Source organism: Geodermatophilus sp. TF02-6 (assembly GCF_003319115.1).
Taxonomy (GTDB): Bacteria; Actinomycetota; Actinomycetes; order Mycobacteriales; family Geodermatophilaceae; genus Geodermatophilus.
The window spans coordinates 19,428-36,670 of the sequence record NZ_QOHF01000018.1; the positions used below are offsets into that span (position 1 = coordinate 19,428).

The following is a 17,243-nucleotide window of genomic DNA, read 5'->3' on the forward strand; positions in this document are numbered from 1 at the left end:
GTCGGGTGTCCGCGGCGCACTACGGTTCTCCCGTGCTGCACCCGGTCGGCCCGCACCGCTCGGCCGTCTACTGGCGCCGGCGCCTGTTGCTGCTCGTGCTGCTCCTGGCGGTGCTGGTCGGCGGGGGCTGGCTGGCGGTCGCCGCGGGCAGCGGCGGTCAGGACAGCTCGTCGACGGCCGCGGCAACCGCCAGCCGCAGCGGCGAGCCCGCCGCGCCACCGGCTCTCGAGCGCGTGGTGCCCTCCCTGGCCAGCGTGCAGACGCCGACGCCGCCGTCGACGCCGACGCCGGCCCCCGCTCCGGCGCCCACCACTCCCGCGCCGAGCCCCGGCGGCCCGTGCAGCGACGACATGGTCAACCTGGAGGTGCGGGCGCCCGCCAACGCGCGGGCGGAGGATCGGCCCACCTTCGAGCTGGTGGTCACCAACACCACGCCGGTGCCCTGCGTGCGGGTGCTGGACGAGGGCCTGCAGGAGATCGTCATGCTCGACGGCGCAGGCAACCGCGTGTGGGGCAGCAACGACTGCTTCCCGGAGGCCAGCTCGGACACCCGCACCCTGGCGCCGGGCGAGTCGGTGTCGTTCCCGCTGGTGTGGAGCGGGCTGACCAGCGAGCCGACCTGCGGCGCGGCCCGCACCGCGCCGCCTCCCGGTCAGTACGTGCTACGGGGCCGGTTGGACACGAAGACCAGCGCGGACACGCCGTTCACGGTCGTGTGAGGGCCCCGTCCTCTCGGGGCGGGGCCTTCCTCAGCTGTAGCGGTCGAGGATCGAGGTCTCGGCCAGCCGGGACAGGCCCTCGCGGATCCCGCGGGCGCGGGCCTCGCCGACACCGTCCACGGCGAGCAGGTCCTCGATGGTGGCGGCCAGCAGCTTCTGCAGGCCGCCGAAGTGGTCGACCAGGCGGTCGATGATCCCGGCCGGCAGACGCGGGACGCGAGAGAGCAGGCGGTAGCCGCGCGGGCTGACCGGGGAGTCCAGCGCGTCGGCGGAGGTCGGCAGCCCGTAGCAGCGGGCCACCGCGGAGAGGTCGAGCAGCTCGGTCGGCGACAGCGCCCGCAGGTCGGTGAGGACCTGCTCGATGGTCTTCGGCCGGTGGACGTCGCCGGGCAGGTAGTCGTGCACCAGCAGGGCGCGGTCCTCCTCGACGCCGGCGAGCATCTCGTCCAGCTGCAGCGCAAGCAGCCGTCCGTCGGTGCCGAGCTCGACGACGAAGCCCTCGATCTCGTCGGCGATCCGCCGGACCATCTCCAGCCGTTGGCTCACGCTCATCGCGTCGCGGACGGTGACGAGGTCCTCGATCTCCAGCGCCGACAGGGTGCTGGCCACCTCGTCGAGCCGCAGCTTGTACCGCTCGAGCGCGGCCAGGGCCTGGTTGGCGCGCGCCAGGATGGTGGTCGGGTGTTCCAGCGTGTACCGCCGGCCGGCGACGTAGACGCTGATGATGCTCATCGACTGGCTGACCGAGATCACCGGGAAGCCGGTCTGGATGGCGACCCGCTCGGCGGTGCGGTGCCGGGTGCCCGACTCCTCGGTGGGCACGGTCGGGTCGGGCATGAGGTGGACACCGGCCCGCACGATCCGCGCACCGTCGTAGGAGACGATCACCGCGCCGTCCATCTTCGCCAGCTCGCGCAGCCGGGTGGCCGACAGGGCGACGTCCAGGGCGAAGCCGCCGGTGCTGATGGACTCGACGACCCGGTCGTAGCCCAGCACGATCAGCGCACCGGTCCGCCCGGCGAGGATGCGCTCGAGGCCGTCCCGCAGCGCCGTCCCCGGTGCGATGCGGCCGAGCAGTTCGCGGAGCGCGACCTCGGAATCCACAGCGGGGGCCACGAGCGCTCCTGACGTTCGGTGTTGTGGGAGCTGATCCTACGTGGCTCCCCACGGTACGTGCGGCGGTCGGTGGGCCACCGCACCGAGGAGCGGGCGGCCGACCTCAGAAGAGGCGGGCGAAGGCGGCTCCCAGATCGGGCACCTCGACCAGGCGCATCCCGCGCGGCGCGCTGCCGGCGTCCTCGGGGACGAGCGCCACCCGGTACCCCTGCCGGGCCGCCTCGGCCAGCCGGCGGCCGGTGCCACCCACCCGGCGGATCTCGCCGGAGAGGCCGACCTCGCCGAGGGCGACCACACCCTGGGGGAGGGGGACGTCCTTCGCCGCGGAGGCGATCGCCAGCGCCAGGGCGAGGTCGGCGGCCGGCTCGACGATGCGCACGCCACCGACGGAGGCGGCGAAGACGTCGGCGTCGGCGAGCCTGACCCCGCCGCGCCGCTCGACCACCGCGTTCACCATCGCCACGCGTTGGGAGTCCAGGCCGCTGACCGCCCGCCGGGGTGAGCCGCCCCCACCGGTGCCCGCGACCAGGGCCTGCACCTCGGCCAGCAGCGGGCGGCTGCCCTCGAGGGTCACCGTGACGCAGCTGCCGGGCACCGGTGCGGTGCGCCGGGAGACGAACAGGTGGGAGGGGTCGGGGACGCCGACGACGCCGCCGTCGCCGATCTCGAAGCAGCCGATCTCGTCGGCCGGGCCGAACCGGTTCTTCAGCGCGCGGATGAGGCGCAGCGTGGAGTGCCGCTCGCCGTCGAAGGAGACCACGACGTCGACGAGGTGCTCGAGGGTGCGCGGTCCGGCGACCGCGCCGTCCTTGGTGACGTGGCCGACCAGGATCGTCGTCATCGCGCGGCTCTTCGCCACGCCGGTCAGCGCGCTGGCCACCGCCCGCACCTGCGTGGAGCCGCCGTCGGTCCCCTCGACGGCGGGGGAGCGCACCGTCTGCACGCTGTCGAGGACCAGCAGCGACGGCTGCACCTGCTCGACGTGGGCGAGGACGGCCGACAGCTCGGTCTCCGCGGCGAGGTAGAGCCGCTCGTGCAGCGCGCCGATGCGCTCGGCGCGCAGCCGCACCTGCGCCGCCGACTCCTCGCCGGAGACGACGAGGGCCGGGCCGTTGGTGGCGGCCACCCGGTGGGCGACCTCCAGGAGCAGCGTCGACTTGCCCACGCCCGGCTCACCGGCGACCAGCAGCACCGCACCGGGGACCAGCCCGCCGCCGAGGACGCGGTCGAACTCGTCGATGCCGGTCGGCACGGCACGGGCGGCCGCGAGCTCGACCTGGGCGATGGGGACCGCAGGCGCGGTCACCGGGCCGGCCGCGACGGCTCGCAGCGGCGAGGCGGGGGTGCCGACCTCCTGCAGGGTGCCCCAGGCCTGGCACTCGGGGCAGCGACCGACCCACTTGGCCGAGGCGTGGCCGCACTCGGTGCAGCGGTGGGCGGGACGAGGGGACTTCACTCCTGCGGGTGGCACGCGGCCGACGCTAACCGCCGGGTACGACAGGACGGGTGCGGACGCGCCCCCTGCAGGGTCTCACCGCGAACCTGCGAGTGGTGGAGTGATGGCCTCCTTGCCCCACCGCTCGCGAGCTCGCGACGGCGAGCCTGCAAGGGGGCCAGGGTCCTCCTACGAAGGGTGGGGAGGACGGGGTCCTTCCCCGGTGGGGGGCAGGGGGTCCTTGCTCACTCCGTCTCGGTGTCCTGCTCGGCGTCGCGGCCCGGCGCCGCCTCGTCGTGGAAGTCGAAGCCCTCTCCGCGCGGCAGCGCCCGGTCGGGGGTGGCCACGAGCGCCTGCGTGGTGATGTCACCGGCGCGCTCGAAGGTGAGCGTGAGCTGGATGCTCTGGCCCGAGGTCAACTCCTCGGAGAGGTCGACCAGCTCCACCGTGAGGCCGTCGGCGCCACCGAGGAAGACCGTGGAGCGGGGCGGCACGGGGATGTCCACCCGCGTGCTGGCCGACGCGGTGGCCGGTGCGGGAACGGTCGTCGGCGTGGCCGGGCTGCTGGGGGTGGCCGAGGTGGCCGACGCGCCGGGCAAGGTGCTCGGAGTGGCCGACGCGCCGGGCAAGGTGCTCGGAGTGGCCGACGCGCCGGGCGAGGTGCTCTCGGTGGCGACCGTGCCCGGGGTCGCGCTCGGGGTGCCGGACGGCGTCGCGGACGGGGAGCCCGGGACGGCGGGGGACGCGGTGGTCCGGCCGGTGACGACGGCGCCGTCGAAGGCGTCGCCCTCGATGCCGACCAGGGTGTCGGCCTCGTTGCTGCTGTTGACGATGGCCATCTGCAGCTCGGCGGCGTCGCCGACGGCGTAGCGACCGTCGGCGGGGTAGGCCAGCTGGATCTGGCGCAGGGTGATGTCCCCGGCCTCGGCCTCCGGGCCGACCTTGTCCCGGTTCTGGGTGGCCGTCTGGGAGACCTGCCCGGCGCTGCAGGCGGTCAGCGCGACCGGGCTGAGCAGCAGGGCACCGATCGTGGCGGCGCGCAGTGCGCGGTTCACAGCCGTCGACCTCCAGGACGTGCCGGCCACCGCAGGTCGGTGGCCCCGAGTCGCGCCGAGCCTAACGCCCGGCCCAGGATGTCTGCCGGGAGGTGAGGCCGTGGTCCCCGGCATGCCACCACCGACTGCGGCCGACCCGGCGCTCGCCGGGTTCCCCGCCCGCGCGCCCGCCACCCGCAGGTGGTGCTTCGCCGACCAGCTGGGCCCGCACTTCCTCGACGCCCCCGACCAGCCGGTGCTGCTGGTCGAGTCGCGGGCGGTCTTCGCCCGCCGCCGGTTCCACCGCCAGAAGGCCCACCTGTTGCTGTCCGCGCTGCGCCACCGGGCCGCCGAGCTCGGCGACCAGGCGCAGTTCCACCGGGTGCGCACCTACGGCGAGGCGCTCGACCGGGTGCGCGAGCCGCTGTCGGTGTGCGCGCCGACGACGTGGGCCAGCCGCGATCACGTGCTCGGCCGTCCCGGGCTGCAGGTGCTCGCCGCCCGCGGCTTCGTCAGCTCCCAGGAGGAGTTCGCCGCCTGGGCCGCGGGCCGGGGGAGACGCCGGCTGCTCATGGAGGACTTCTACCGCGACGCCCGCCGCCGGCACGACGTCCTCATGGACGGCGCCGAGCCGGTGGGCGGGCGCTGGAACCTCGACGCGGACAACCGGGAGCCCCCGCCGGCCGACGGCCGCTCCCCGGCGCCGGAGCCGTGGTGGCCGGAGGAGGACGAGATCGACGAGCAAGTGCGCGCCGACCTCGACCGCTGGGCCGCCGACGGGGACGTCGCCTTCGTGGGGGACGACGGCCCGCGGCTGTTCCCGGTGACCCGCAGAGAGGCGCTGCGCCGCCTGGCCGACTTCCTCGACACCCGGCTGGGCACCTTCGGCCCGCACGAGGACGCGATGCTGGCCGGCCAGCGGTGGATGGCCCACTCGCTGCTCTCCCCGGCGCTCAACCTGGGACTGCTCGACCCGATGGCGGTGGTGCACGCCGCCGAGCAGCGGTACCGGGACTCGGTCGCCGACGGCGACCCCCTGCCGCTGAACAGCGTGGAGGGCTTCGTCCGCCAGGTCATGGGCTGGCGCGACTACATCTGGCACGTGTACTGGCACCTGGGCCGGGACTTCCGGCACGCCAACGCCCTGGCCGCCCACGAACCGGTGCCGGGGTGGCTGGCCGACCTCGACGACGGCGCCGTCGACGCGGCGTGCCTGTCCGACGTCCTCGCCGACCTGCGCCGCGACGGCTGGGTCCACCACATCCCGCGGCTGATGGTGCTGGGCAACTACGCCCTGCAGCGCGGGATCGACCCGCTGGCCATGACCGACTGGTTCCACCGCAGCTTCGTCGACGGCTACGACTGGGTGATGGTCGCCAACGTCGTCGGGATGAGCCAGCACGCCGACGGCGGGGTGCTGGCCACCAAGCCCTACGCGGCCGGCGGCGCCTACATCGACCGGATGAGCGACTACTGCGGCGGGTGCCGGTACGACCCCCGGCGCCGGCTGGGGGAGGACGCCTGCCCGTACACCGCCGGCTACTGGGCGTTCCTCGACCGCAACCGCGACCGGCTGGCCGTCAACCACCGCATGCGCCAGCCGCTGCGCGGTCTGGACCGGCTCACGGACCTCCCCGAGGTCGTCGAGCAGGAACGGCTGCGCGGCACCGAGGCCCCCTGAGCTCGGCCCCGTCCCGGGTCCCGGCCCTCCTGCAGGGGCCCCGGCCCCGTCCCGGGTACCGCCCCGAGCCTGCGAGGGGTGGGGAGGACGGGGTCCTCTCACGAGCGGTGGGGGGCAGGGGGTCCTCTCTCAGGTGACCGCGGCCCCGCCGGCCAGCAGCAGCACCACGTCGAGGACGGTCAGCAGCATGACCGCCGGGAACGCCCGCCGGCGGAACCGTGCGGTGCCCGCCAGGGCGGCGACCGCGACGGCCGGCACGGCCAGCGCCAGGGCGGTCCAGCCGGCAGGGGTCGGCGGACCTGCGGGGCCCAGGACGAGGACCAACGAGGCCCCCCCGAGCAGCACCGCGCCGACGACGGCGCAGACCCGCGCGCCGAGCCGGTGCGGCAGCCCGCGGACGCCGGTGGCCAGGTCGTCCTCGAGGTCGGGGGCGACGTTGGCCAGGTGCGCGGCGGCACCCAGGGCGGCCCCGGCCGCGACCAGCCACCACGGCGCACCCGGCCTCCCGGGCGCCGCCGCGACCACCCCGGCGGGCAGCGCGCCGAAGCCGGTGACGTAGGGCAGCACCGACGCCGCGGTGCGCTTGAGCCCGGCGTTGTACGCCCACCCGCTGGCCACCAGGACGAGCAGCAGCACCCCCGGGACGGCGCCCAGCAGCAGGGAGAGGACGACGGCGGCGGCGGCCGATCCGAGGGCGAGCGTGCGCAGCAGGGCGGGGGCCACGGCGCCCTGGACGACCGGCTTGTCGGCCCGCGCCACGGCCCGGTCCCGGTCGGCGTCGAGCCAGTCGTTGCTCCACCCGATCGACGCCTGACCTGCGAGGACGGCCGCCGCCACGAGCGCCACGCGCACCGCGGACACCCCGGCGCCGACGGCGAGCAGGGTGGCCACGACGGTGACCGCGCCGGCCGGCGCGGGGTGGGTCGCCAGCGCGAGCGCGCGCACGGTGGCCGCCGGGCGGGCGGGACGCACAGGCACACCAACCATGCTCCTGTCAACCCCCTCAAGCACTTCACTCCGGCTCTGACCTGCGACTTTACGGAATCCGACGGTCCCGTTCGCCAGTGTGCCGTGGTAGCCTGGGGACAGCGAAAGGGGTCACACACACATGGGCTTCACTGTCGGCGAGACCGTTGTCTACCCGCACCACGGGGCCGCGCTCATCGAAGCGATCGAGACGCGGGTCATCAAGGGTGAAGAGAAGGCCTACCTCGTGCTCAAGGTCGCCCAGGGTGACCTCACCGTGCGCGTGCCGGCCGACAACGCCGAGATCGTCGGCGTGCGCGACGTCGTCGGTCAGGACGGGCTGAACCGGGTCTTCGAGGTGCTGCGTGCCCCGCACACCGAGGAGCCGACCAACTGGTCGCGTCGGTACAAGGCCAACCTGGAGAAGCTGGCCTCCGGTGACGTCAACAAGGTCGCCGAGGTGGTCCGCGACCTGTGGCGCCGCGACAAGGACCGAGGGCTGTCCGCCGGCGAGAAGCGGATGCTCTCCAAGGCCCGCCAGATCCTGGTCAGCGAGCTCGCCCTCGCCGAGGGCACCAACGAGGACAAGGCCGAGGTGCTCCTCGACGAGGTCCTCGCCAGCTGAGCTCGTCCCGCCGGACCAGCCACCTCGTACGTCCAGCCCACTCCCGTGCACGCTGTCGGCATCGTCGCAGCGGCCGGGAGTGGACTGCGTCTGGGGGCCGACCGGCCCAAGGCGCTGGTCGGCCTCGGCGGCCGGGCCCTGGTCCGCTGGGCGGTCGACACCCTGCACGAGGGCGGCGTGGCCGACGTCGTCGTGGCGGTCCCGGCGAACGACCTGGCCGCCTTCGCCGCCGTCCTGCCCGCGGACGCGCGGCTGGTCGTCGGCGGCGCCACCCGGACCGCCTCGGTCCGCGCTGCCCTCGCCGCGGTGACCCTCCCTGCCCGCCCCGCGCCCGACGCCGTCCTGGTGCACGACGCCGCCCGGCCGCTGACCCCGCCCGACGTGGTGGCCCGGGTGCTCACCGCGCTCGCCGACGGCGCCCCGGCCGTGGTGCCGGTGCTGCCGGTGGTCGACACGACCGTCGTCGTCGACGGCGACGGGGTGGTGGTCGACGCGGTCCCGCGCGGCCGGCTGCGCCGGGTGCAGACCCCGCAGGGCTTCTCCCGCGCCGTCCTGGCCGACGCCTACGACCGGCTGCCCGCCGACGCCGAGCTGACCGACGACGCCGCCGTGGTCCGCGCCGCCGGGGTCCCGGTCACGACCGTCCCCGGGGACGAGCGGGCGGCCAAGGTGACCGTCGCCCACGACCTCGCGCTGGCGGAGCTGCAGGTGGCGCGGTGACCCTGCCGCGCGTGGGGATCGGGGTCGACGTCCACCCGGTCGAGGCCGGGCGGGCGTGCTGGCTGGCCGGGCTGGAGTGGCCGGACGCCGACGGCTGCGCCGGCCACTCCGACGGGGACGTCGCCGCCCACGCGCTCACCGACGCCGTCCTCTCCGCGGCCGGGCTGGGCGACATCGGCGGCCTGCTGGGCACCGGCGACCCGCGCTGGGCCGGCGCACGCGGGGTGGCGGTGCTGGTGCACGTCCGCGAGGTGCTGACCGCCGCCGGCTGGGCGGTGGGCAACGCCGCGGTCCAGCTGGTGGGCAACAGCCCGAGGGTCGGCCCGCGCCGCGCCGAGGCCGAGCGGGTGCTCGGCGAGGCCCTCGGCGCGCCGGTCAGCGTCACCGCGACCACCACCGACGGGCTGGGGCTGACCGGCCGCGGCGAGGGCCGGGCGGCGGTGGCGACGGCGCTGGTGGTCCGGACGGACGACGCGCCGCCGTCCGTAGACTCCCAGCGGTGAGCCTCCGCCTGTACGACACGGCCGCCCGCGCGGTCCGCGACTTCACGCCCCTGCGTGCGGGACAGGCCTCCGTGTACGTCTGCGGGCTCACCGTCCAGGGCCCGCCGCACGTCGGGCACGTGCGGGCCGCGCTCGTCTTCGACGTGCTGCGCCGCTGGCTGACCGCCGGCGGGCTCGAGGTGCGCTACGTCCGCAACGTCACCGACATCGACGACAAGATCCTGGCCAAGGCCGCAGCCAACGGCGTCCCGTGGTGGGCGTGGGCGTACGCCAACGAGCTGGCCTGCACCCGCGCCTACGACGTCCTCGGGGTGCTGCCGCCGACCTACGAGCCGCGGGCCACGGGGCACATCCCCGACATGGTCGCGCTCATGGCGCGGCTGGTCGAGCGCGGGCACGCCTACGCCGTCGACGGGGACGTCTACTTCGACGTCCGCTCCTTTCCCGGCTACGGGGAGCTCACCGGGCAGAAGCTGGCCGACCTGCAGCCGGCCGCCGACACCGACACCGACGAGCGCAAGCGCGACCCCCGTGACTTCGCCCTGTGGAAGGCGGCGAAGGAGGGCGAGCCTGCGACCGCGTCCTGGGACACTCCGTGGGGCCGCGGCCGGCCGGGCTGGCACCTGGAGTGCTCGGCGATGGCCGAGCGCTACCTGGGGCCCGAGTTCGACATCCACGGCGGCGGGCTGGACCTGCGCTTCCCGCACCACGAGAACGAGCGCGCCCAGTCCATGGCCGCCGGCGACGGCTTCGCGCAGTACTGGGTGCACAACGGCTGGGTCACCCTCGGCGGCGAGAAGATGAGCAAGTCGCTGGGCAACACCGCGCTGGTCGACGAGGTGGTCAAGCGGGTGCGCCCGGTCGAGCTGCGCTACTACCTGGTCGCTCCGCACTACCGCTCGACGATCGAGTTCACCGACGCCGCGCTGGCCGAGGCGGGTGCGGCCTACCGGCGGCTGGAGTCGTTCGTGCGGCGCGCCGCCGAGCGGGTCGGGGCGGACGCCGGGAAGCCGGAGCTCGCCCCGGAGTTCGTCGCCGCACTGGATGACGACCTGGGGACGCCGGCCGCCGTCGCCGCCGTCCACGAGGTGGTGCGGCAGGGCAACACCGCGCTGGCCGCCGGGGACGACGACGCCACCGCCACGGCGCTGGGCTCGGTGCGGGCGATGCTCGGCGTCCTCGGGCTGGACCCGCTCGACCCGCGCTGGGCCGATGCCGGTGGCGACGAGCGGCTGACCGAGGTGACCGACGGGCTGGTGCGGCTGGCCTTGGAGCAGCGGCAGGCCGCCCGCGCCCGCAAGGACTACGCCGCGGCCGACGCCATCCGCGCCCAGCTGGGCGCACTCGGTGTCCAGGTCGAGGACACCCCGACCGGACCGCGATGGGAGCTGGGCCGCTGATGGCCGGCAACAGCCAGCGCCGGGGCCGCACCAGCGGCGCCGGCAAGAAGGGCGCCACCGCCGGCACCGGCGGCAAGGGCCGCCGCGCGCTGGCCGGGCGTGGCGCCACCCCGCCGGCCGAGATGCGCACGGGCCACCCGGCGCAGCGGCGGGCGCAGGCCGACGCCCGGCGGCGGGCCGACCGCGACCGCAGCCGCCAGCGCGCCGAGGAGGCGCCCGAGCTGCTGCTCGGCCGCAACCCGGTCGTGGAGGCGTTGCGGGCGCAGATCCCGGCGACCGCGCTGTACGTGGTCACCGGTGACGCGGGGGCGGGTCGGGTGGGGGCCAAGGGGCAGACCGACGAGCGGATCACCGAGGCGCTGCACCTGGCGGGCGACCGCGGGTTGCCGCTGCTGGAGGTCGGGAGGGCCGAGTTCGACCGGATGTCCGGCGGCGCCCTGCACCAGGGCATCGGGCTGCAGGTCCCGCCGTACCAGTACGCCCACCCCGACGACCTGGTGGAGCTCGCCCGCGACTCGGGCCGGCCGCCGCTGGTCGTCGCGATGGACGGCGTCACCGACCCGCGCAACCTCGGCGCCGTCGTCCGCTCGGCCGCCGCGTTCGACGCGCACGGCGTCGTCGTGCCGCAGCGGCGGTCGGTGGGCATGACCGCCTCGGCGTGGCGCACCAGCGCCGGGGCCGCCGCCCGACTGCCGGTCGCCCGCGCGGTCAACCTGGCCCGCGCGCTGGGCTCCTACCAGGACGCCGGGCTGATGACCGTCGGCCTGGCCGCCGACGGCCAGGTCGACGTGCACGACTTCGACGGGTTCGCCGACCCGGTCGCGCTCGTGGTCGGCGCCGAGGGCACGGGGCTGTCCCGGCTGGTGCGTGAGCGTTGCGACGTCGTCGTCCGCATCCCCATCGCCCGGGACACCGAGTCGCTCAACGTCAGCGTCGCCGCCGGCATCGCCCTCTACCAGACTGCGCTGCTCCGCAGCGCACCGCGGCCAGGTGCCGTGCCCCCGTCGCGCTGAGCCCCGGCCCCGTCCCGGGCCCCGCCGGCTCCCTGCGGGTGCAAGGACCCCGTCCTCCCCTTGACCGACCCCCTCGCTCCGCTCGGGGCGGTGCCCGGGAGGGGGCCGGGCGCGAGCCTGCGCGTGGCGGGGGGCAGGGGGTCTCCGAAGGCTGGGGCCCGGGACGGGGTCCTCCTACTCGTCGGGGACCCTTCGGGCTCACTGCTCACGACAACAGCTGGGCGATCGTGTAGATGACCAGGCCGGCCAGGCCGCCGACGACGGTGCCGTTGATGCGGATGAACTGCAGGTCCCGGCCGACCTGCAGCTCGATCCGGCGGCTGGTCTCCTCGGTGTCCCAGCGCGCCACGGTGCTGCCGACCAGGTCGGCGAGGTCACCGGAGAACCGCTCCACGAGGTAGCCGGCGGTGGTGTGCGCGTGCCGCTGCACCAGCTCGCGCACCCGCGGGTCGCTCTGCAACAGGTGGGCGGCCTCGCGGATCAACCCGGCGACGCGGGTGCGCAGGCCCGAGTCGGGGTCGGCGGCCGCGGCGAGGACGGCGTTCTTCAGGTTGGTCCACAGCGACCCCGACCAGGTCCGGACGGCGGGGTGCTCGAGCAGTTCCTTCTTGAGCTCCTCCACCCGGGCTGCCGTTGCGGGGTCGGTGCGCAGGGCGCGCACGTAGGCGCGCAGCCGGGCGTCGTAGACCCGCCGCAGCTCGTGGCGGGGGTCGTCGCCGACCTCCTCGAGGAAGTCCTGCACGCCCGAGAACACCCGGTCGAAGACCCGGTCGTCGACCCAGTCGGGCACCCAGGCCGGGGAGGCGTCACCCAGCTGGGCGCGGAAGACGACCCGGTTGTCCTCGAGGAAGCGGGACAGCCCGCGCAGCGCGGCCGAGAGCACCTCCTGGTGCCGGTCGCCGTCGACCACCAGCTCCAGCGCGCGGGCCATGATCGGCGCAGCGGGGGTTCCGTGCAGCTTGCGGTCGACCAGCGCGGCGACGGCGGGCTGCAGGTCGTCGTCCCGGAGCAGCTCGGCGACCGACTGCAGCACCGCCGCGGCGTCCCCGGCGAGCCGCTCGGGGCGCCCCGGCGCGGCGAGGAACGCGCCGAGCCGGCCGGGCACGTCGATGGTGGTGAGCTTCTCCTCGACCACGGCGCGGGTCAGGAAGTTCTCCTGCACGAAGGTGCCCAGGCTGGCGCCGATCTGGTCCTTCTTGCGCGGGATGATCGCCGTGTGCGGGATCGGCAGCCGCATCGGGTGCCGGAACAGCGCGGTGACGGCGAACCAGTCGGCCAGCGCGCCGACCATGGAGGCCTCGGCGGTGGCCCGCACGTAGCCGACCCAGGCGCCCGCGTCGGGGCCGAGCAGCACGCACCCGAGGAAGACGGCGGCCGCGGCGAGGAACAGCCCGGTCGCCAGCCGCTTCATGTGGGCGAGGTCGCGGGCCCGCTCCGGGTCGTCGAGGGAGCCGGCCAGGGGAGCGTGCGGAGGACTCGACGACACCCGTCCCAGACTAGATAAAGGACCCCCCTGCCCCCCACGGCTCGCACGCTCGCCGCGGGCCCCTGCAGGGGGGCCGGGCGTGCCACGGTCAGTCGTTCGTGCTGCCCAGCGTCACCTGGACCTGCGTCGTGCCGTTCCCGCGGCGCACGCTGAGGGTGACCTGGTCACCCGGCGTCGCGCTGCGGACCGCGGCGGTCAGCTCGGTCGAAGTGGTGACCACCCGGTCGCCGACCGCGGTGATCACGTCCCCGGCCCGGAGGCCGGCGTCGGCCGCGGGGGTGCCGGGCTGCACCTGCACGACCTGCGCGCCGGTGCCGATCTCGGAGTTGCCGTCGGCCGCGGCGGTCTGCGCGCTGACACCGAGGTAGGTGGTCCGGGCCGAGCCGGTGTCCATGATCTCCTGGGCGATGCGCTGGGCGACGTTGCCCGGGATGGCGAAGCCGACGCCGATGTTGCCGCTCTCCGACTGCTGGCCGAGCCCGCCGGAGGCGACGGTGGCGATCGCGGTGTTGATGCCGATCACCTCGCCGGCGCCGTTGACCAGCGCACCGCCGGAGTTGCCCGGGTTGATCGCGGCGTCGGTCTGCAGCGCGTCGATCACCGTGGCGTCGCCCTGGGTGGAGCCGGTGGCGACGGCGCGGCCGGTGGCGCTGATGATCCCGTCGGTCACGGTGTCGGACAACCCGAGCGGGGCGCCGATGGCCACCGCCATGTCACCGACCTGCACCTGGTCGGAGTCGGCGAAGGTGGCCGGGGTGAGCCCGGAGACGCCGTCGAGCTTCAGCACCGCCACGTCGTAGACCGGGTCGGTGCCGACCACCCGGGCGTCGTGCAGCGCGCCGTCGGAGGTGCGCACCGAGACGGCGGTGGACCCGCCGGCGCCGTCGAGGCTGACCACGTGGTTGTTGGTGAGCACGTACCCGTCGTCGGTGAGGACGACGCCCGACCCGCTGCCCGCGCCGGAGGAGCCGGTGACGTAGACGGTGACCACGCTCGGCGCCGCCTTGGCCGCCGCGGCGGTGACGGCGGTCGCGGTCTCCGGGTTGGTGATGGTGACGTTCTGCGCCGCGACGGGGCTGCTGCCGGTGCTGTCCGACCGGTCGGCCAGCACCGCGACGCCGGCCCCGGCGCCGCCGCCGATGAGGGCCCCGGCGAGCAGGCCGGCGACGCCGATGCGCAGCCGGCCGTCGCGGCGGGACGGTGCGGCGGCCGGCGGGAGGTACCCGGGCTGGCCGGCCCCCGGCGGGGGGAAGGACGAGGCCGGTTGCCCCGGCGGGACGGATCCCGGCGGGACGGACCCCGGCTGCCCGGCTGCCGGCTGTCCGGGTGCCGGGTGCCCGGGCGCGGGGTACCCCGGGACGGTCTGGCCGGCCGCCGGCTGTCCGCCGGCCGGCTGCCCGGGAGTCGGCTGCTGCCAGGCCGACGACGCCCAGGCGCCGGTGACCGGGGTGCGGGTGCCGTGGTCGTTCACGAGTCCTCCTCAGGGGCGGCGCTCCGCCGCCCTCGACGACCACTGTCGGCCGCGCGGCTGCTGCGGTGCTGGCGGTCGGCTGTGAGGTCCCTGGACGCCCTCACCGGGGGACGCCGGTCAGCAGGCGGCCGCGCGCCACGAGTTCGGTCGCGGTCCAGACGGCCGTGACCTGGGTGGCCAGCAGCCCGACCAGCACCAGCAGCTGGGCCGCACCGGCCTCCAGCGGGCTCCCGCCGCCGAGCAGCACCCCGACGAAGGCGCCCGGCAGGGTGACCAGGCCGACGGTACGGGTCTGGTCCAGCCCGGGCACCAGCGCGGTGGCCGCGGCCGGCCGGGCGACCTCCAGGACGGCGTCCCGCTGCACCAGCCCGAGCGCGAGGGCGGCCTCCACCTCGCCGCGCCGTCCGGCCAGCTCCTCGCGCAGGCGCCGCCCGGCCAGCGAGGTCGCCGTCATCGCCCCGCCGACGAGGATGCCGGCCACCGGGATGACCGCCGCGCCGCGCAGCGGCACGGTGCCGCTGGCCAGGACCAGGGCCACCACCGGCGTCGCGCCGGCCACGACGGGCACGGCGGCGGTCGTCACCCGGCGCGCCGCCCCCGGGGCGCGGACCGGCAGCCCGGTCGCCCGCCCGGCCGCGGTGACCGCCGCGATGGTGACCATGAGCAGCACGAACCCGACCGACAGGGGCAGCGAGCGCACCACGACGACGAGGACGGTCGACACCGCGGCCAGCTGCACCGTCGCCCGCAGCGCGGCGACGACGACCGGGCGGTCCTGCTCGAGGCCGGAGAGTCGGCCGGCTCCCGCGGCGAGCAGCGTGAGCAGGCCGAGCACCACCGGCAGCCCGGGGCCGAGGTGGACGACGGAGGAACCCACGGGCACCGATCCTGCCCGGTGCCGCGGGCGGGCCCGGCGGTCCGGCCGGACCGCCGGGCGTCCCGGGTCCGGTACGCGGCCACGGACCCTCAGCCGACGGCGGCGACCTCCTCGCGCGGCTCCGACCGGCTCGGCCGGTGCACCGGCGGCACGAAGGCCATGGGGGAGGTGCAGTGCCGCAGCAGCCACCGGTGCAGCCCGTCCAGCGGCCGGTGCAGCAGGCCGCCGTGCCCGGCGCTGAGGGTGAGCAGCGGGGTGGGGCAGGCCGCGGCGAGCACCCGGCCCGCGGTCACGCCGGGCAGCGAGACGTGCGACAGCCGCAGACCGGGGAAGCGCTCGGCCCACGCCGGCGAGTCGACGCTCCAGCTCCCCGCGTCGTCGGGCCGGGTGTGCAGCACCGTCAGCGGCCGGCCCGCGCCGAGCGCCTGCCCGGCCGCGAACACGACGACCGGTTCGTCGTCCGCCGGCTCGCCGAGGCCGAGCACCGCCACGTGCGGACGGGAGCCGGTGGCACCGGAGCGGGGCCGCGGGACGACGACGACCGGCCGGGGCGAGCGGGCGGCGACCCGCTGGGCGACCGAGGCGAGCACCATCTCGTCGGCCGCGCCGGTGGTGGAGATGCCCAGGACGAGCAGCTGGGCGTCGTCGGCGGCCCGCAGCAGGGCGTCGGCCGGGTCGCCGGGGACGACCTCGGTCGACGCCTGGACCGACGGCGCGGTGTGCCGGGCCACCGTGTAGGCCTGGGCGGTGACGCCGCGGGCCTGGTGCAGCTCCGGTGCGGCGGCCCCGGCCACCCCCTTGCGCCCGAGGTGCGGGGTCGCGTGCACGATCCGCAGCGGGGCTCCCCGGCGCGCGGCCTCCTCGGCCGCCCACCGGACCGCCCGCAGTCCGCACTCGCTGCCGTCGGCGCCGACCAGCAGGGGGAGCACCGGCGGGTCGTCCGTCGCAGCGGGCTCGGGCAGCGTCCCTGCGGGAGTGGGGAGTGTCGAGGACACGGTCACCTCCGGATGGCTCTTCGTCCCCCGTGCCGTCCCTCGAGCGTCCTCGTCCGGACAGCCGCAGGGAAGTCCGTCGACCACGGTGGGTGCAAGGCGTCTGCGAGCTGGGTAGGGGCGGACCGCGGGCCACCGTCCGGCGGCGGCATCCCGCTCCCCGTGCCCGGCGCCGTCCTGGAGGCTGCCCCATGCCCGTCCGCGGACCGCTCGCCCGACTCCTGCTCGGGCTCGGCCTCGTCCTCGCCGCCGGTCTGGCCGTCGCCGGCGGCCTGGCCCTGCGACCGGCCGGACTGCTGGCCGTGGGCCTCGCCGCTGTCGTCTCCGGCTGCCTGGCCGGGGGCGTCGCCCACGAGTCCCGCGGGAACCGCCGGGCGGTCGCGGAAGCGACGTGGCGCGCGGCGGGGATGACGGTCGCGGTCCTGCTCGTGCTCTCCGGCACCGCCGTCCTCGGCGGGACGCTGCTCACCCTGCTGGTGGCCGGGGCGGGGATCGCGGCCTGGCTGGCGGTCTGGCTGCTGCGCGGCCGCCGGGCCCCGACCGGCCGGGCGCCGGGCGCGGCCGCCGGGAGCCGCCCGGTGACCGCCGCGCTGCCGCCGGTGTCGTCGCTGGCGACCGGTGAGCTCGGCCGGGAGTGGGTGCGGACGACGGCGGCGCTGGCCGGCCGGCTCGACGTCCGCACCCGGCAGGCGATCGTCGCCCGCCGCCAGGAGACCCTCGACGAGCTGGAGCGCCGCGACCCCGCCGGGTTCGCCCGGTGGCTGGCCGGCACCCCGCAGCCCGGCAGCGACCCCACCGGCCACCTGCGGCACGGCGACCCGGCCCCCTGAGCGCTGGCCCGCCGGGCGCCGGAGGCACCTAGGATCGGGGTCCCGGCCGTTGAGGGCCGTCGCCGGCGTGGCGCAACTGGCAGCGCACCCGACTTGTAATCGGGCGGTTGGGGGTTCGAGTCCCCCCGTCGGCTCAAAGACCCAAGGTCATGGCGTCAAGTTTCCAGCCTGATGGTTGCGATCTCACGTTAGCTCCCACTTTGTCGGGCGCTGCGTTTCAGGGTTGGCACGGGCCTCGGCTGCCACTGTTCACGGGCGCTCGCCTCCGCCTGTTGGCGGCCGCGACCCGGGCCGAAGGAGCTTGCTGCGGGAGATTGGCCGGCGTGGCTCAGCTTGTGGACCCAGATCCTCGACTCCTGTGCGGTGTCGAAGGGG

Annotated in this window: 16 protein-coding genes and 1 tRNA gene; 9 read left to right on the forward strand and 8 right to left on the reverse strand. The window is 76.2% G+C overall.

Going from position 1 to position 17,243, the window contains the following annotated elements; genetic code table 11:
- Positions 1 to 32: 32 nt before the first annotated feature.
- On the forward strand, positions 33 to 719 hold the full coding sequence (locus DQ238_RS16100) for a MucR family transcriptional regulator (protein ID WP_113782287.1): 687 nt from the start codon (positions 33 to 35) through the stop codon (positions 717 to 719).
- Between the two features lie 30 nt (positions 720 to 749).
- Here DQ238_RS16100 and disA read toward each other — a convergent pair whose 3' ends face one another.
- The 3 genes from disA to DQ238_RS16115 all read right to left on the reverse strand — a co-directional run bounded on the left by disA (position 750) and on the right by DQ238_RS16115 (position 4,325).
- Positions 750 to 1,835 (reverse strand): DNA integrity scanning diadenylate cyclase DisA, encoded by a 1,086-nt coding sequence (gene disA, locus DQ238_RS16105; protein ID WP_113782288.1) that lies wholly within the window; start codon positions 1,833 to 1,835, stop codon positions 750 to 752.
- A 103-nt stretch (positions 1,836 to 1,938) separates the two neighbouring features.
- Entirely contained in the window at positions 1,939 to 3,306 is a 1,368-nt protein-coding gene (gene radA, locus DQ238_RS16110) for a DNA repair protein RadA (protein ID WP_233496015.1), read from the reverse strand.
- Between the two features lie 209 nt (positions 3,307 to 3,515).
- Positions 3,516 to 4,325 carry a copper chaperone PCu(A)C gene (locus DQ238_RS16115; RefSeq protein WP_158550810.1) on the reverse strand — a complete coding sequence of 270 codons (810 nt, stop codon included), beginning with the start codon at positions 4,323 to 4,325 and terminating at the stop codon, positions 3,516 to 3,518.
- Positions 4,326 to 4,437: 112 nt separating this feature from the next.
- On the opposite strand from DQ238_RS16115, the gene DQ238_RS16120 reads away from it, so the two are divergent.
- Complete coding sequence (locus DQ238_RS16120) at positions 4,438 to 5,985, forward strand: cryptochrome/photolyase family protein (RefSeq protein ID WP_113782291.1); 1,548 nt, start codon at positions 4,438 to 4,440, stop codon at positions 5,983 to 5,985.
- Positions 5,986 to 6,114: 129 nt separating this feature from the next.
- On the opposite strand, the gene DQ238_RS16125 is transcribed toward DQ238_RS16120, so the two are convergent.
- Entirely contained in the window at positions 6,115 to 6,963 is an 849-nt protein-coding gene (locus tag DQ238_RS16125; protein WP_233496016.1) for a UbiA family prenyltransferase, read from the reverse strand.
- Between the two features lie 130 nt (positions 6,964 to 7,093).
- Between DQ238_RS16125 and DQ238_RS16130 the strand changes: the two genes are divergently transcribed.
- From DQ238_RS16130 to rlmB, 5 genes are read left to right on the forward strand one after another with little or no spacing between them, the layout of a single operon-like run.
- Positions 7,094 to 7,576: a CarD family transcriptional regulator gene (locus DQ238_RS16130; protein WP_073418385.1), complete on the forward strand. Its 483-nt coding sequence runs from the start codon at positions 7,094 to 7,096 to the stop codon at positions 7,574 to 7,576.
- A 45-nt stretch (positions 7,577 to 7,621) separates the two neighbouring features.
- On the forward strand, positions 7,622 to 8,296 hold the full coding sequence (ispD, locus tag DQ238_RS16135) for a 2-C-methyl-D-erythritol 4-phosphate cytidylyltransferase (protein WP_113782293.1): 675 nt from the start codon (positions 7,622 to 7,624) through the stop codon (positions 8,294 to 8,296).
- A complete protein-coding gene (gene ispF / locus DQ238_RS16140; RefSeq protein WP_113782294.1) occupies positions 8,293 to 8,799 on the forward strand; it encodes a 2-C-methyl-D-erythritol 2,4-cyclodiphosphate synthase in 507 nt (168 codons plus the stop codon). Before ispD ends, ispF begins: the two co-directional genes overlap by 4 nt.
- Positions 8,796 to 10,199 carry a cysteine--tRNA ligase gene (gene cysS / locus DQ238_RS16145; protein WP_113782295.1) on the forward strand — a complete coding sequence of 468 codons (1,404 nt, stop codon included), beginning with the start codon at positions 8,796 to 8,798 and terminating at the stop codon, positions 10,197 to 10,199. Before ispF ends, cysS begins: the two co-directional genes overlap by 4 nt.
- Entirely contained in the window at positions 10,199 to 11,212 is a 1,014-nt protein-coding gene (gene rlmB / locus DQ238_RS16150) for a 23S rRNA (guanosine(2251)-2'-O)-methyltransferase RlmB (protein ID WP_113782357.1), read from the forward strand. The genes cysS and rlmB overlap by 1 nt, the downstream gene beginning before the upstream one ends.
- 205 nt (positions 11,213 to 11,417) lie before the next feature.
- Here rlmB and DQ238_RS16155 read toward each other — a convergent pair whose 3' ends face one another.
- From DQ238_RS16155 to DQ238_RS16170, 4 genes are all read right to left on the reverse strand, one after another.
- Positions 11,418 to 12,698 carry a DUF445 domain-containing protein gene (locus DQ238_RS16155; protein WP_113782296.1) on the reverse strand — a complete coding sequence of 427 codons (1,281 nt, stop codon included), beginning with the start codon at positions 12,696 to 12,698 and terminating at the stop codon, positions 11,418 to 11,420.
- Between the two features lie 88 nt (positions 12,699 to 12,786).
- Positions 12,787 to 14,169, reverse strand: coding sequence for a S1C family serine protease (locus tag DQ238_RS16160; protein ID WP_305037573.1), 1,383 nt, complete (start codon positions 14,167 to 14,169; stop codon positions 12,787 to 12,789).
- A gap of 100 nt (positions 14,170 to 14,269) precedes the next feature.
- Positions 14,270 to 15,046, reverse strand: a complete 777-nt coding sequence (locus DQ238_RS16165) for an ABC transporter permease (protein ID WP_158550811.1) — start codon at positions 15,044 to 15,046, stop codon at positions 14,270 to 14,272.
- An 89-nt stretch (positions 15,047 to 15,135) separates the two neighbouring features.
- Positions 15,136 to 16,041 (reverse strand): universal stress protein, encoded by a 906-nt coding sequence (locus DQ238_RS16170; RefSeq protein ID WP_113782298.1) that lies wholly within the window; start codon positions 16,039 to 16,041, stop codon positions 15,136 to 15,138.
- Positions 16,042 to 16,229: 188 nt separating this feature from the next.
- Between DQ238_RS16170 and DQ238_RS16175 the strand changes: the two genes are divergently transcribed.
- The gene (locus DQ238_RS16175; protein WP_113782299.1) at positions 16,230 to 16,868 is read left to right on the forward strand and encodes a hypothetical protein; all 639 of its coding nucleotides are present in this window, start codon (positions 16,230 to 16,232) and stop codon (positions 16,866 to 16,868) included.
- Positions 16,869 to 16,929: 61 nt separating this feature from the next.
- Positions 16,930 to 17,002: transfer RNA gene (locus DQ238_RS16180), tRNA-Thr, on the forward strand.
- Positions 17,003 to 17,243 lie beyond the last annotated feature (241 nt).

What these genes read in the sequence shown, in the direction of transcription:
- DQ238_RS16120 (WP_113782291.1), top strand. Translation starts at nt 4,438, where the DNA reads ATGCCACCACCGACTGCGGCCGACCCGGCGCTCGCCGGGTTCCCCGCC.
- DQ238_RS16130 (WP_073418385.1), top strand. Translation starts at nt 7,094, where the DNA reads ATGGGCTTCACTGTCGGCGAGACCGTTGTCTACCCGCACCACGGGGCC.
- rlmB (WP_113782357.1), top strand. Translation starts at nt 10,199, where the DNA reads ATGGCCGGCAACAGCCAGCGCCGGGGCCGCACCAGCGGCGCCGGCAAG.
- DQ238_RS16175 (WP_113782299.1), top strand. Translation starts at nt 16,230, where the DNA reads ATGCCCGTCCGCGGACCGCTCGCCCGACTCCTGCTCGGGCTCGGCCTC.